The following is a 14,976-nucleotide window of genomic DNA, read 5'->3' on the forward strand; positions in this document are numbered from 1 at the left end:
GATTTATTTATTACAAAATCAGTTCTTTTATTATTACAAAATACACAACTATTTTCAAGTATATTTTTATTTCACATAAATATACTTTATCATTCTATCTTCAAAAGCCTTTAATATAATATTGCATTATAGTATAATTAATATGATTTTTCACGAAATTTCAAGAATAAAATAGTTAGAAGGAGAAGTGTTCCTATGAGAAACTGCATCGTTGCCCAATCAGGTGGCCCAACTGCTGTTATTAATTCTTCAGTTATCGGGATATTTGACGAAAATTTAAAAACTCAATATTACAATAATGTTTATTGCGGCTTAAATGGTATTGAAGGTATTTTAAGAGGTGATATTAGGAATCTATCAGAGATGGATTATGCTACATTACATAACCTAAAGTATACGCCTTCATCTGGACTTGGGTCTTGTAGATATAAACTAAAGAGCCCAGAAGAAAATCCTACTGAATATAATAAATTATTTGACTTATTAACTTCTATGAATATTACTACATTTTTCTATGTTGGTGGTAATGACTCCATGGACACTGTAGATAAGCTTTCTAAATATGCAGAAATTATTAATTCTGATATAAAATTTATTGGTGTTCCTAAAACTATTGATAATGATCTTTACATAACTGATCATACTCCTGGTTTTGGATCTGCAGCAAAAATAATTGCAACAACTACTCTTGAAACTTATCTTGACTCATCTGTATATACTAATAATGGTATATTCATCTTAGAAACTATGGGAAGAGATACTGGTTGGCTTGCTGCTTCTGCTGCTCTAGCTCAAATAGGAGGTAAACCTGTAGCTGACTTTATATATCTTCCAGAAGTAGCTTTTGACGTTGATAAATTTCTAGAAGACGTTAGAGCTAAATTTGAAGAACAAAATCAAGTATATATTGTTGCATCTGAAGGTATTAAAAATTCTGAAGGAGTATTTATAGCTGATACACAACCAACTTCATCTCATGATAATTTTGGCCATGCTCAATTAGGTGGTGTATGTAATACCCTTAAAGAACTAATCATAAATGCAGGTATAACATCTAGAGTTAAAACCTTAGAACTTGGAGTTATACAAAGATGTGCTATGCACTGTGCATCTGATAGAGATATAGAAGAAGCTCATATGGTCGGAAGAGATGCCATTAATTATTCTATAGATGGTGAAACTGGAATAATGGTAGCAATAAAAAGAGTGAATAATGCTCCTTATGTTTCCACAACATCTGCAGTTCCAGTATGCGAAATAGCTAATAAAATTAAATATTTCCCAACTAACTGGATAAATGAAGCTCATAATCATGTTACTGAAGATGCTATTGAATATGTTAGACCTTTAGTTCAAGGAGAGCCAAGTATTTATACTGAGCTTGGAATGCCTAAGTTTTCATTAATAAGATAAGACAGTGCACAGCTTTTGTGAATTTTCCTTGCAGGAAAATTTAAAATTGTATATGAAAAATGCTCATGATCATACTACTTTATAATCATGAGCATTTTTTATTAGATTTCATTTTCATTATAAAAACTATTATCTCAGAAATTCCGTAGGAATTTCCTACCCAACTGTGAACTATTATCCTAGTTTTTCTATTATTGCTTTTGCTGCAGTTTTTCCTGCTCCCATTGCTAATATTACAGTTGCTGCTCCTGTTACAGCATCTCCTCCAGCATATACATTTTCTCTTGTTGTTTCTCCTGTTTCTTCATGGACTACTATACATTTTCTCTTGTTTACTTCTAAACCTTCTGTAGTACTTGGAATTAATGAACTTGGAAGTGTTCCTAAACTCATTATTACAGTATTAACATCCATTACAAATTCTGATCCTTCAATTGGCTTTGGTGATCTTCTTCCAGATTCATCTGGTTCTCCCAATTCCATCTTTACACATTTTATCCCTGAAACCCAACCTTGTTCATTTTGAATTATCTCTACAGGGTTTGTTAAAACATCAAAAATTATTCCTTCTTCTTTAGCATGATGAACTTCTTCTTTTCTAGCTGGAAGTTCTTCTTCACCTCTTCTATATATAATATGAACTTCAGCACCAAGTCTTTTAGCAGTTCTCGCTGCATCCATTGCAACATTTCCGCCACCAACAACTGCTACAACTCCACCTTTAACTATCGGGGTATCATAATCCTCTTTAAATGCTTTCATCAAATTATTTCTTGTTAAAAATTCATTAGCTGAGAATACACCATTGGCATTTTCTCCTGGTATCCCCATAAATCTTGGTAGTCCAGCTCCTGATCCTATAAATACCGCTTCAAATCCTTGATCTATAAGCTCGTCTATTGTTATAGTTCTTCCAACTAAAACATTAGTCTCAATTTTTACTCCAATTTTCTTTAAATTTTCAATTTCATTTTTTACTACTGTATCTTTTGGTAATCTAAATTCAGGAATACCATATACTAAAACTCCTCCTGGTTCATGAAGAGCTTCAAATATAGTAACATCAAAGCCTTCTTTTGCTAAATCCCCAGCACATGTTAATCCAGATGGCCCTGAACCTATTATTGCTACTTTTTTCCCGTTAGATTCTTTCTTAGATGATAATTCTACACTATGTTCTCTTGCCCAATCTCCAACAAATCTTTCTAGTTTACCTATAGATACTGCCTCACCTTTAATTCCTAATACACACTTAGATTCACATTGAACTTCTTGTGGACATACTCTCCCACATACAGATGGTAGTGCAGTGTATTTATTTAAAATTTTAGATGCTTCTTCAAATTTTCCTTCTTTTACTTGCGCAATAAATTCTGGAATTCCTACTGATACTGGACACTTTGTTACGCACATAGGTTTCTTACACCCTAAACATCTATTTGCTTCTTCAATAGCCTCTTCTTCATTATATCCCAAGCAAACTTCTTCAAAATTAGTTGATCTTTCTTTTGGATCTTGTTCTCTTACTGGCACCCTATTTAACTTCATATAAATACCCCCTAAATGTTTTTCTTACAAGTACAAGTATGATCTTTTTCTGCCTTAGCTAATTTTTGTCCTTCTTCTGTTTTATATATAGCTTGTCTTTTCATAGCTTCATCAAAATCCACAAGATGTCCATCAAATTCAGGACCATCAACACAAGCAAATTTTGTTTCATTTCCTACAGTTACCCTACAAGCACCACACATTCCTGTTCCATCTACCATAAGAGTATTTAAAGATACTATAGTTGATATACCTAATTCTTTTGTTAAGCTACATACAAATTTCATCATTATCATTGGTCCAATAGCTATAACTTCATCATAGTTATTCCCATTATCCACTAGATCTTTTATTTTATCTGTAACTCTTCCATTAAAGCCATAACTTCCGTCATCAGTACAAGGATATACATTTGCACCTAACTTCTTCATTTCATCTTCTAGTATTACAAACTCCTTACTTCTACCCCCAATTATTACATCTGTTTTTATGCCTCTTTCACTTAACCATTTTACTTGAGGATATACTGGTGCAGCCCCAACTCCACCAGCTACAAATAAAATCTTTTTATCTTTTAACTTATTTATTTCTTCATTTATAAATTCAGATGGTCTTCCCAAAGGACCTGCAAAGTCATTAATGAAATCCCCTTCTTTTAAAGATACTATCTTATTAGTTGAGTATCCTACAGCTTGAATAACTATAGTAACTGTACCTTTATCTAAATCATAATCACATATTGTAAGCGGTATTCTTTCACCTTTCTCATCAACAATAAGAATAATAAATTGCCCCGGCTTTGCAGCTTTTGCTACCTTTGGAGCTTTTACATCCATTAAAAAAATTTTTGGTGCTAATTCTATTTTCTTAACTATTTCATACATATGTTTCCCTCCATATTTCCCGTAAAAAAATATCCAAATATTCTTCCATAATTTTATATACTATATTTTATTTTATAAGACATCTTATTCCATTTCAAGAATAAATTTAAATATACCATTTCTCTTTGTAGATTACTATTTTTTTATAGATATTTTTAGGTAAATTTGTTATATTAGTGTAGATATGATTTTAAATAAGTTTACAAGTGATAATTATTATTGTATAATATTATTAATTAAATAGAATAATAATAATTATTGTATAATATTATTAATTAGATAATAGGAGTGTTAACTATGGAGAATATATCTGCCGTATTTAAAGAAAAGAAACTTAAACTTACTCCTCAAAGAATAGCCGTATATAAATATTTATGTTCTACTAACGAACATCCATCAGCTGAAACTATTTATAAAGCACTACAACCAGATTATCCTACTATGAGCCTTGCTACTGTATATAAAGCTTTAAAAACTCTTACTGAAGTTAATCTTATCCAAGAACTAAATGTAGGAGAAGGTAGTTTTAGATATGATGCTACTATAAATGCTCATCCACATATTCAATGTTTAACCTGTGGTAAAGTAGATGATATCTGTGGAATGCCACTTGATGATATAATGATTAAAGCAAATGAATATACGGACTATGAAATTTTAGGAAGTAAAATATATATGTTTGGAATTTGTAAGGACTGTAAATAACCTCATTTAAATAATGAGGTTATTTTTTTTATGTCTCCTTCATAAACTTTATTATACGAGGAGGTATACATATGAAATTTAGAATTTTATTTATAAAAAAAGAAACATTATTTATAATCACCTTTGCTATACTTATTTCAATTTTATTCTCTATATACATAATAACCAAACCAACTGAAGAATCTTCTACTTATGTAGATAATTTAATTACTTCTACAACTATAGATATAAATGGAGATGGTAAAAAAGAAGAATTATCTAGGGTAAATGATGGCGATGATGTGGGAATCTTAATAAAATATGATAACAAAGAAGAATGTTTAAACAAACTTTCTAAAACTTCTTATTTCAAGTCTATGGATCTATTTTTTTGTGACTTAACAAGAAATTCTATTCCAGAAGTTATTGTAAATGTACATAATAAATCAAATTCAAAAATAGAGATTTTTTCATCTTCAGAAGGAAAAATGAATAAAATATTTTCTAAAGAGGGTACTATCGTTGGTATATCAAATTCAACTAATAATAGAACTCCTCTTTTAACTATCGGTGAAAAAAAAGAAAATGATCTTATATTATCTACATATTTATTAATTAACGGAGAAGAAAAAAAATTAAATATAAATTCCGATTACATTTTTGGAAAGGACACAATATCTGCTCTTATATCTTACATAGAAAATATGTATTACGAGAATACTCCTATGGATTTATCTCTTATATCTCATGATTTTAGAGGTGAAAGTTATAATGCCTTTGAATCTTTAGACAGTAATACTCATCTTATATTTGATAAAGGTTCTTTCTCTGATTTAAAGTATAATAAGGATGGCCAATTATCGTCTATAAAATGGTGCTTATCTTTTCATACTAAAGAAGATACTACTAATGATACCTTATATAATTTTAATATAATTCTAGACTTAGATGATAAACTTACTTCACCTTATTGCTATAAAATTAAACTTATATCTCTTAGCTAAATTTGACCTCAAAAAATAAAAATGGGACCATTATGGTCCCAAGGGGGATGGGGGGTTTAGTAAGTAATTTATTACTTACACATTGATAAAACTTCAATGTATTTATAATATTGCCAACTATTTAAGTTTTTATACATTATCTTTTACTTTCTTCATAATATGAAATCATTTCTTTTAAAATCTTCCCTCTATCAGGAGTAACAAATCTGGAAAGTATCTTTAATAAATATATGATATCTTCTCCCTTATTCACATTTTTTATCTCTACATCTTCAAATTTCTCTACTACAGCTTCCCCAGCAACATTATTATTAGGTTGTTTATTCTCAGCCATAGATTGTGCCGGTTTTCTTGTATTATTGTTTGTTGGCTTTTGTCTATAATTGGGCATATGTTGTCTGTACATTGGTTGTCCCATTGGTGGCTGACCCATTGGTGGTGGTTGCATTGATCCTTGCATTGGTGGTTGCATCGGTCCTTGGCCCATCATCGGTGATGAATTGTTGTTAAATAATCCTCCCATCATTGATGCCAATGGATTACCTCCTCCCATCATTGATGCTAGCGGATTACCTCCTCCCATCATTGATGCTAGTGGATTGCCTCCTCCCATCATTGATGCTAATGGATTGCCTCCTCCCATCATTGATGCTAGTGGATTGCCTCCTCCAGATAAATTTTGCATAGGATTTTGATTCATTACGTTAGAAAACATACTCATTAAATCACCTGATCCTCCACCGTTATTCCCTTGTGACCCCATCATACTTGATAGCATATTCATCATATCATTGTTTCCACCGTTTCCACCATTTCCACCATTGTTTCCCTGCATCATATTCATGATATCTCCCATATTATTACCATTTGAGTTTCCACCATTTCCAGTTAATCCAGCTAAAAAATCCATAAAATTAGGTCCATTTCCAGGCCTACTATGTCTACTTCTATGCCTTCCCATATCACACCTCTATAATTCTGGGGGCATAGCCCCCATATTTTTTATTAGAAAAAGAAAGGGAATCCCAATAGTAATAAAGCAAATAAGTCAAAATTACCATTGTTTTGTCCACAACAACCACAATTTCCTCCACAATTATTATTTGCAGCTACATATACAGGATATGAAGGATTTATATAGTACTTTTGTCCATTTAAGCATACTATATTACTGCTAAAACATTGATTTGTGCATCCTAGACCCATTACAAGTCACCTCCAAGTTCTTTACATTACTTCTTAATGTTTACATAAAGTGATAACACTTTTATGTTCAATAGGAGGGATATCCCTCCTATTTAATCTTAACAGCAGCAATCATCTGATACTGGAGATACTGGATAATAAGCTACAGGAGCGCAATTATTTCCACAGTTGTTTCCACAATTATTGCCAAAACCACAGAAGAATATTAATAAGATCCAGATCCACCACCAGCTGCCATTACCGCCGAAGCCTCCACATCCGTTTCCAAATCCTGATCCATATCCCATGTTGTTGCAACAACAGCAGCAATCACGGTTTTTCTTCTTTCTGCAACAACAATCACAGCATCCCATATTGTTATATCCTCCTCCGCCGAAGCCTCCGAAGCCATTGCCACATCCGCCACAGCTAAATATTAATATGATCCAAATGATCCACCACCAAGAATTGTTCATGTTACCTCCACAGTTACCGCCACAATTTCCAAATCCATTCATGTTATTTAACCTCCCTAAGATACTTTGTTTTATTTAAATCTATAGTATATAGTATGATTGGCAGTTCACTTTGACACACAAAATAGATTTAGATTTTTAATTTCTTAATACACATTTAATAATTATGGCGATTTTTCTTGGTGAAAAACATTATAATCCTGCATAGAACGTGTCATAATCTCAAAGATTGTGACATAGCGCTTATACTAATTCATAATTCACAAAGCGCAATTCACAATTAAGGTGAAAATTCCTCTTTGAGAGGAATTTTATTATATAGACTATGTATTTATACATCAAATACATATATAAAACTATTATAGTTAAGTGTTTTTAAATAAATTTACCTGTGCACTTATCAAAAGGGAGCTGCCACACTCTCGTGCAACAGCTCCCTTTTGATAAGTCTCTATAAAATTTTAATCATTTAGCGGTTCTGCTATATCTTCTAATAATTTATCTGTAAGCTCTTCTTTTCCTAATTTTTTAAGAGATGAAAAGTTATATATCTTTACTTCCTTAGGAATATTTAATGTAGTTCTTATTGTTTTTTCTGCTTTAACTATTTCTGATCTATTTAATTTATCTATTTTAGTCATTACTATAACTGGCTCATAATTATAATGTCTTATCCATTTATACATTAACTTATCATCTTCATTTGGTACTCTTCTGCAATCTAATAAAAGAACTACTTTACTTAATTGAGGTCTATTATGAAGATACATTTCTATAGTCTTACCCCAACTTTCTCTTTCCTTTTTAGATACTTTAGCATAACCATATCCTGGCAAATCCACAAAATGCATTGCATCATTTATTATAAAGAAGTTCACAAGCTTAGTTTTCCCTGGTGTTTGTGATACTTTTACTAATTTTCTTCTATTGGTAATAGTATTTATAAGTGATGATTTTCCTACATTTGATCTTCCAACAAAAGCTACTTCTTTCATATCTGTATCTGGATACCCTGTTGGTTTTACTGCTGAAATAACAAATTCAGCTTTTTTTATCTCCATATTTATTTTCCTCCAATAATTGCATTTTCCAGCACTGTGCTTATTTCTTCCGCTGCTATTACCTTAATATTATTTAATACATTTTTCGGTACTTTATCTAAATCTTTTTTATTCTTTTTAGGAATAATGATTGTATCTATTCCAGCTCTATATGAAGCTAATGTTTTTTCTTTCAATCCACCTATAGGTAAAACTTTTCCTGTAAGTGTTATTTCTCCAGTCATAGCAACATTATGTCTTACTGGTCTTCCACTAAGAGCTGATACCATCGACGTTATCATTGCCACACCTGCTGATGGTCCATCTTTTGGAACTGCCCCTTCCGGTGCATGAATGTGTATATCTTTATTTTTATAGAAATCTACATCTATTCCATACTTCTCACAATTTGCTCTCACATATGAGAATGCTGCCTTAGCTGATTCTTGCATAACATCTCCTAATTGTCCAGTAAGAATTAACTTACCATTCCCTGGCATAGCTACAGCTTCTACTGGTAAAGTATCTCCACCATATGCAGTCCAAGCCATTCCATTAACTACTCCAACCTTATCTTTGTTTTCAATTTCATCTATTCTATAAACTTCTTCACCTAAATATTTCTTTATATGATTTACAGTTATATTTATCTTTTTCTTCTTTCCTTCAACAATTTCCTTAATAGCTCTTCTTATTACTCTAGCAATTTTTCTTTCTAAATTTCTTACACCAGATTCTCTAGTATAATTCTCAATTATGCTATATAAAGCTTTATCACTAAATAGTATCTTTTCTTCAACATCATGCTCTTTTAACTCTTTTGGAACTAAATATTTTTTAGCTATATTAAATTTTTCCTCTGTAGTATATCCTGATACCTCTATTACTTCCATTCTATCTAACAATGGTCTTGGAATTGTTTCTAAAGTATTTGCTGTTATTATAAACATAATTTTTGATAAATCGAAGTCTACTTCTAAATAGTGATCTCTGAAAGTTGAATTTTGCTCTGAATCTAATACTTCTAGTAATGCATCTGCTGGATTTCCTTTATAGCTATTACTAATCTTATCTATTTCATCTAATAAGAATAATGGATTTTTACTTCCAGCTTGTTTCAATCCATATATAATTCTTCCTGGTATAGCTCCTATATAAGTTTTTCTATGTCCTCTTATATCTGCTTCATCATTAATTCCACCTAAAGACATTCTTACAAAATTTCTATTAACAGCTTTTGCAATAGAACGTGCAATAGATGTCTTACCAACCCCTGGAGGTCCAACTAAACAAAGAATAGGTCCTTTTGGAGATTTAGACACACTCTTTACTGCTATATATTCTAGGATTCTTTCTTTTACATCTTTTAATCCATAATGTTCATCATCTAAAACTTTTTTGGCTTTTTCTACATCTAAAATATCCTTTGTTTCTTTAGACCATGGTAATTCTACTAGCCAGTCTAAATAAGACTTTATAACTCCACCTTCAGATGAATATCCACCAACAGTTTTTAACCTATTTACCTCGCTTAAAGCTTTTTCTCTTACTTCTTTAGGCATCTTTGCTTTAGTAATTTTAGCTTTATATGACTTTATAGCCTTTTTATCTTCATCGTCTTCGCCTAATTCTTCTTGTATTACTTTTAATTGTTCTTTTAAATAATACTCTTTTTGAACTTTATCTATATTTTTCTTAACTTTTTGATTTAACTTTTTTTCAAGTCTTATTATATCTATTTCTTTTTTTAATATCTCAATTATATTTTCTAATCTTACTTTTTCATCAAGACTTTCCAAAATTTCTTGTTTCTTTTCTCCATTTAGAGATATATAAGAAGAGATAACATCTCCTAATCTACCCGGTTCTATTATATCTTCAACATTTGCAATAACCTCTGGTGGCAGTACACCGCTTACTTTAACATATTGTGAGAAAAGATCTTTAGCCATTCTCATTAATGCTTCATGTTCATCAGTTATTTCACATTCATCATCTTCCACAATCTCTACTTCAACTGTTATATAAGGATCATATTGTTTATATTCTAAAATCTTAACTCTCTTTTCACCCTCAACTAAAACTCTAACAGATTCACCTGGTAGTTTTAGAATTTGTTTAATTGATGCAAGAGTTCCTACTTCATAAATTTCATCATCTTTAGGATCTTCTGTTCTAACATCCTTTTGTGTGCACAAAGCTATGTATTGTCCATTCACCATCGCTTCTTCTAGTGCTGCAATTGATTTCTCTCTACCTACATCAAAGTGAATAACCATATTAGGAAAAATAGTTAAACCTCTTAGTGGGATTAAAGGGAGAACCCTCTTTTCTCTTTCCATAATCTCACTCCTGTCTTTATTAATCTTATGCTCAATAAATAATTTACAATTAAATAAATTTTTAATAATTATTAGTGTTATTAATTATACATATAAATATAAAATATTTCAAATCTTACTTAACAAAATAACACTGTGTATTTATTTATATACACAGTGTTAACAAAATTTATATCATTTATCATACTTATTATGCTGTCTCTGTACCATCGTCATTGCCTTCTTTAAGTTTAACTGTACCATCCTTAAAAATAAGCTCTGGTGTTTTATTTTTAATTGTTTCTTTTGTAATAACTACCTTTGCTATATCTCCTCTAGAAGGTATGTCATACATTATTTCCTTCATTACATCTTCAATAATAGCTCTTAAACCTCTAGCTCCAGTATTTCTACTAATTGCCTCTTTAGCTATATCATATAATGCATCTTCTTTAAATTCTAATTCAACATCATCCATTTTAAGTAGCTTCTTATACTGCTTAACCAAAGCGTTTTTAGGTTCATGAAGTATTTTAACTAGAGCACTTTCATCTAATGATTCCAATGTAACTACTATTGGTAATCTTCCAACAAACTCTGGAATCAAACCAAATTTAAGCAAATCACCTGGCATAACATCTTTTAAAATCTCTCCTACAGCCTTCTCTTTTTTTGATGCTATTTCAGCACCAAATCCTAAAGAGCTTTTACTGTTTCTCTTTTCTATTATCTTTTCTATACCATCAAAAGCACCACTACAAATAAATAATATATTAGTAGTATTTATTTGTATGAATTCTTGATGAGGATGCTTTCTTCCTCCTTGTGGTGGTACTGATGCTGTAGTTCCTTCTAATATCTTAAGTAATGCTTGTTGAACACCTTCTCCAGATACATCACGTGTTATTGAAGGGTTCTCAGATTTTCTAGCAATCTTATCTATTTCATCAATATATATGATACCTTTTTCAGCTTTTTCTATATCATAATCAGCATTTTGAATAAGTTTTAGAAGAATATTTTCTACATCTTCTCCAACATATCCTGCTTCAGTAAGAGTAGTAGCATCAGCTATAGCAAAAGGTACATTTAGGAACTTTGCAAGAGTTTGTGCCATATATGTTTTACCACTTCCAGTAGGTCCTAAAAATAGTATGTTACTTTTTTGTAATTCAACATCATCTGTAGATAAATTTGAATTTACTCTTTTATAGTGATTATATACTGCAACAGCAAGAGATCTTTTAGCGTCTTCTTGACCAATCACATATTGATCTAAATAGCTTTTTATTTCTACAGGCTTTGGAAGAGAAGATAAGTCTGCTGAAGTAGTTGCATCTTCTAACTCATCACTTATTATCTCTGAACATAGCTCTATACACTCATCGCAAATATAAACTCCCGGTCCAGCGATTAATCTTCTTACTGCCTCTTGATTTTTGCCACAAAAGGAACATTTTAAATTTTTCTTTTCGTCAACTTTAGCCATATTTACACCTCGCTAGGTTATTACCTTGAGATTACTTCGTCAACAAGGCCATATTCCTTTGCCGCTATTGCACTCATAAAGTTATCTCTTTCTGTATCTTTTTCTATTGTTTCTAAACTTTGACCAGTTCTTTCACTTAATATTTTATTAAGATTTTTCTTTATTGTTAGTATTCTGTCAGCGTGAATACCTATATCTGTAGCCTGACCTTGGAAACCACCTAATGGTTGGTGAATCATTATTTCACTATTTGGCAAAGCAAATCTTTTTCCTTTAGCACCAGCTGCTAATAAAAATGCACCCATAGATGCAGCCATACCAACACAAATTGTTGATACATCTGGTTTTATATAATTCATAGTGTCATATATCCCCATACCGGCTGTTATTGATCCTCCGGGACTATTAATATATAAACATATATCCTTATCTGGATCTTCTGCTTCTAAAAATAATAATTGAGCAATTACTAAGTTTGCAGATACGTCATTTACCTCTTCACCTAAGAAAATAATTCTATCTTTTAATAATCTAGAATATATATCATAAGATCTTTCGCCTCTACTTGTTTGTTCAACTACCATAGGAACTAAACTCATAATATTTCCCTCCTCCTTAATATATATTTTAAACAACATTGTCAAAATAATCTATATATTTTTTAAATAGGTAATAAAATTGCCAGATTAACTCTAGCAATTTTAACTCTACTATATATTTTATACAAAATGTAGTATTTTAATCACTTACTAAAAAATTAAACAGCTTTTGCATTTGATACTAATAATTCAATTACCTTTTTGTTGATGATATCAACTGTTAAGTATTCTTTTTGCATATTCATTAGCATTTCAGCATTCTTTTCAACTTCACCTGCACCCCATTGCTTTGCAAGTTCTGTAGCTTTTTCTTTTAATTCTTCATCAGTTACTTTAATCTCTTCTACTTTTGCTATTTCACCAATAACTAAGTCAGTTCTTACTCTCTTTTCAGCACTTTCTTTCATGTAATCCTTAACTTTATCCATTGTTGAATTAGTGTATTTTAAGTATCCTTCCATATCTAATCCTTGATACTTTAATCTTTGTTCTAAATCTCTAATCATAGCTTCAATTTCTTTATTTATCATAACTTCTGGAATATCAATTGTTGCATTTTCAGTTACTGCTGATAAAACTTTTTCTTCAAATTCATGTTTAGCAGTATGTTCTTTATATTCTAACATTTTCTTCTTTGTATCTTCTTTTAATTCTGCAACTGTATTGAATTCAGAAACTTCTTTTACAAATTCATCGTCGATTTCTGGTAATTCTTTAACTTTAACTTCCTTAACAACAACTTTGAAAGTTGCTTCTTTTCCATTTAATTCTTCTTTTCCATATTGTTCTGGGAATGTAACTACAACATCTTTTGAATCTCCAGCTTTTAATCCTATTAATTGTTCTTCAAAAGTGTCAATGAAAGTATGTGATCCAATTGTTAATGAATAGTCTTCTCCTTTTCCACCTTCAAAAGCAACACCATCAACAAATCCTTCGAAGTCAATTACAGCGATATCGCCATCAGCAATTTCTCCTTCTTTAACTTCTATTCTAGCATTTTGTTCTCTCATTGCATTTATATCAGCTTCTACTTCTTCATCTGTAACTTCTACTACAGCTTTTTCTACTTCTACACCTTTGTATTCACCAAGAGTTACTTCTGGTAGAGTAACTATTTCTGCAGTATATATAAACTCTTTTCCAGTTTCGCATTGCTCTATGTTAACATTTGTAATTTCTACAACTTTTAAATTATTTTCTATTACAGCGTTATGTAAAGTCTTGTTAACAACGATTTCTCCAGCTTCTCCATTGAAGATATCTTCTCCATACATCTTCTTTATTATCATTAATGGAGCTTTTCCTTTTCTGAATCCTGGTATATTAAATTGCTTAACATTTTTTTTGTAAGCTTCGTTAACAGCTGTAGTTAATTGTTCTGCTTCTACAGTTACCGTTACCTTTACTATATTATTTTCTATCTTTTCCAAAGTTGTTTTCATTATTTTCTTCCTCCTAAACCTAATTACCTATTAACCATATTATTATAACATAGTTTTTTTATCTATTACAACGTAGTTATTCTATAACTCGTCTATTAACCATCTTAACAATTGACTCCATATATTTTTTACTTATTATCACTTCTTCATCAGTTTTAAAATTATCATTATAGACCTCTATAATCCCATTACCTTTATATCCAACTTTCTTCAATTCCTTAAGTATCTCATGAAAGTCTACCTTTCCTACACCAGGTAAAAGACATGAATTTTCATCATCTCTATCATTAAGATGAAGATTTATTATTCTATCTTTCATTATAGATATATAATCTAGTGGATTTACATTAGCTCTATAAGCCTGCTTTACATCTAAAGTAAAATACAGCGGAACTTTAGAATTTTCTAGTAAATACTCTAAATATGAAATTTTGCTACTCATTGCCCATGATACATTTTCCATAGCAATTTTAACATCATTTTCTCCTGCTATATAGTACATCTCTTCCATAACATCCATAACAAGATTAATGTTAAGATTTTCAAACTCAGTTAATCTCATACCATGAAATGTATATATATTGCTACCTAATATTTTACTTGCTTTGCATAAACTTTTAAAGTAGTCTAGCATATCTTCTCTCCTTCTTTTATAAGGATCAAAAAGATATGGTTCAAACCATGAAGAAAACCCATGAATAGAATTAACTTTTAAATTGTTTTCTATTGCTATTTCATTTAGTCTTTTTACAAAATCCTCTTTAGTCTCAGATAAAGTGTTTATAAATACTTCACATATATCAAAAGACAAATTAGATATTTTTTTTATCTGATCTTCTAGCAACAGATTTGGATAAAAACATGCACTAGACATACCTATTTTCATAA

14 protein-coding genes are annotated in these 14,976 nt (G+C 30.6%); 3 read left to right on the plus strand and 11 right to left on the minus strand.

Annotated features, from left to right (window positions below; all coding sequences use genetic code 11):
* Positions 1-195: 195 nt before the first annotated feature.
* Entirely contained in the window at positions 196-1,413 is a 1,218-nt protein-coding gene (locus CM240_RS10640) for a 6-phosphofructokinase (protein ID WP_044039025.1), read from the plus strand.
* Between the two features lie 174 nt (positions 1,414-1,587).
* Here CM240_RS10640 and gltA read toward each other — a convergent pair whose 3' ends face one another.
* Positions 1,588-2,961: an NADPH-dependent glutamate synthase gene (gltA, locus tag CM240_RS10645; protein ID WP_044039026.1), complete on the minus strand. Its 1,374-nt coding sequence runs from the start codon at positions 2,959-2,961 to the stop codon at positions 1,588-1,590.
* A gap of 11 nt (positions 2,962-2,972) precedes the next feature.
* The gene (locus CM240_RS10650) at positions 2,973-3,845 is read right to left on the minus strand and encodes a sulfide/dihydroorotate dehydrogenase-like FAD/NAD-binding protein (protein ID WP_044039027.1); all 873 of its coding nucleotides are present in this window, start codon (positions 3,843-3,845) and stop codon (positions 2,973-2,975) included.
* A 297-nt stretch (positions 3,846-4,142) separates the two neighbouring features.
* Between CM240_RS10650 and perR the strand changes: the two genes are divergently transcribed.
* Both perR and CM240_RS10660 read left to right on the plus strand, forming a co-directional pair.
* Complete coding sequence (gene perR / locus CM240_RS10655) at positions 4,143-4,550, plus strand: transcriptional regulator PerR (RefSeq protein WP_044039028.1); 408 nt, start codon at positions 4,143-4,145, stop codon at positions 4,548-4,550.
* A 71-nt stretch (positions 4,551-4,621) separates the two neighbouring features.
* A complete protein-coding gene (locus CM240_RS10660; protein WP_044039029.1) occupies positions 4,622-5,533 on the plus strand; it encodes a hypothetical protein in 912 nt (303 codons plus the stop codon).
* 136 nt (positions 5,534-5,669) lie between these two features.
* On the opposite strand, the gene CM240_RS16930 is transcribed toward CM240_RS10660, so the two are convergent.
* From CM240_RS16930 to CM240_RS10705, 9 genes are all read right to left on the minus strand, one after another.
* Positions 5,670-6,494: a hypothetical protein gene (locus CM240_RS16930; RefSeq protein ID WP_051483811.1), complete on the minus strand. Its 825-nt coding sequence runs from the start codon at positions 6,492-6,494 to the stop codon at positions 5,670-5,672.
* Between the two features lie 44 nt (positions 6,495-6,538).
* A complete protein-coding gene (locus CM240_RS10670) occupies positions 6,539-6,739 on the minus strand; it encodes a hypothetical protein (RefSeq protein WP_044039030.1) in 201 nt (66 codons plus the stop codon).
* Between the two features lie 98 nt (positions 6,740-6,837).
* Positions 6,838-7,236 (minus strand): hypothetical protein, encoded by a 399-nt coding sequence (locus CM240_RS17510; protein WP_156930540.1) that lies wholly within the window; start codon positions 7,234-7,236, stop codon positions 6,838-6,840.
* Positions 7,237-7,655: 419 nt separating this feature from the next.
* The gene (gene yihA, locus CM240_RS10680) at positions 7,656-8,255 is read right to left on the minus strand and encodes a ribosome biogenesis GTP-binding protein YihA/YsxC (RefSeq protein WP_044039032.1); all 600 of its coding nucleotides are present in this window, start codon (positions 8,253-8,255) and stop codon (positions 7,656-7,658) included.
* A gap of 2 nt (positions 8,256-8,257) precedes the next feature.
* Positions 8,258-10,576: an endopeptidase La gene (gene lon, locus CM240_RS10685; RefSeq protein ID WP_044039033.1), complete on the minus strand. Its 2,319-nt coding sequence runs from the start codon at positions 10,574-10,576 to the stop codon at positions 8,258-8,260.
* Between the two features lie 190 nt (positions 10,577-10,766).
* Positions 10,767-12,044 carry an ATP-dependent Clp protease ATP-binding subunit ClpX gene (gene clpX, locus CM240_RS10690; RefSeq protein WP_044039034.1) on the minus strand — a complete coding sequence of 426 codons (1,278 nt, stop codon included), beginning with the start codon at positions 12,042-12,044 and terminating at the stop codon, positions 10,767-10,769.
* Positions 12,045-12,064: 20 nt separating this feature from the next.
* Entirely contained in the window at positions 12,065-12,643 is a 579-nt protein-coding gene (gene clpP, locus CM240_RS10695; protein ID WP_044039035.1) for an ATP-dependent Clp endopeptidase proteolytic subunit ClpP, read from the minus strand.
* Positions 12,644-12,801: 158 nt separating this feature from the next.
* On the minus strand, positions 12,802-14,088 hold the full coding sequence (tig, locus tag CM240_RS10700) for a trigger factor (RefSeq protein ID WP_044039036.1): 1,287 nt from the start codon (positions 14,086-14,088) through the stop codon (positions 12,802-12,804).
* Positions 14,089-14,164: 76 nt separating this feature from the next.
* Positions 14,165-14,974, minus strand: coding sequence for a sugar phosphate isomerase/epimerase family protein (locus CM240_RS10705; protein ID WP_044039037.1), 810 nt, complete (start codon positions 14,972-14,974; stop codon positions 14,165-14,167).
* Positions 14,975-14,976 lie beyond the last annotated feature (2 nt).

This window comes from Clostridium bornimense, assembly GCF_000577895.1.
In the GTDB taxonomy this organism is placed as follows: Bacteria; Bacillota; Clostridia; order Clostridiales; family Clostridiaceae; genus Clostridium_AN; species Clostridium_AN bornimense.

Excerpts from the sequence above, each read along its gene's own strand:
- yihA (WP_044039032.1), bottom strand. The coding sequence starts at position 8,255 with ATGGAGATAAAAAAAGCTGAATTTGTTATTTCAGCAGTAAAACCAACA.
- clpX (WP_044039034.1), bottom strand. The coding sequence starts at position 12,044 with ATGGCTAAAGTTGACGAAAAGAAAAATTTAAAATGTTCCTTTTGTGGC.
- CM240_RS10660 (WP_044039029.1), top strand. The coding sequence starts at position 4,622 with ATGAAATTTAGAATTTTATTTATAAAAAAAGAAACATTATTTATAATC.
- CM240_RS10640 (WP_044039025.1), top strand. The coding sequence starts at position 196 with ATGAGAAACTGCATCGTTGCCCAATCAGGTGGCCCAACTGCTGTTATT.
- clpP (WP_044039035.1), bottom strand. The coding sequence starts at position 12,643 with ATGAGTTTAGTTCCTATGGTAGTTGAACAAACAAGTAGAGGCGAAAGA.
- tig (WP_044039036.1), bottom strand. The coding sequence starts at position 14,088 with ATGAAAACAACTTTGGAAAAGATAGAAAATAATATAGTAAAGGTAACG.
- CM240_RS16930 (WP_051483811.1), bottom strand. The coding sequence starts at position 6,494 with ATGGGAAGGCATAGAAGTAGACATAGTAGGCCTGGAAATGGACCTAAT.
- CM240_RS10650 (WP_044039027.1), bottom strand. The coding sequence starts at position 3,845 with ATGTATGAAATAGTTAAGAAAATAGAATTAGCACCAAAAATTTTTTTA.
- gltA (WP_044039026.1), bottom strand. The coding sequence starts at position 2,961 with ATGAAGTTAAATAGGGTGCCAGTAAGAGAACAAGATCCAAAAGAAAGA.
- perR (WP_044039028.1), top strand. The coding sequence starts at position 4,143 with ATGGAGAATATATCTGCCGTATTTAAAGAAAAGAAACTTAAACTTACT.
- CM240_RS10705 (WP_044039037.1), bottom strand. The coding sequence starts at position 14,974 with ATGAAAATAGGTATGTCTAGTGCATGTTTTTATCCAAATCTGTTGCTA.
- CM240_RS10670 (WP_044039030.1), bottom strand. The coding sequence starts at position 6,739 with ATGGGTCTAGGATGCACAAATCAATGTTTTAGCAGTAATATAGTATGC.
- lon (WP_044039033.1), bottom strand. The coding sequence starts at position 10,576 with ATGGAAAGAGAAAAGAGGGTTCTCCCTTTAATCCCACTAAGAGGTTTA.
- CM240_RS17510 (WP_156930540.1), bottom strand. The coding sequence starts at position 7,236 with ATGAATGGATTTGGAAATTGTGGCGGTAACTGTGGAGGTAACATGAAC.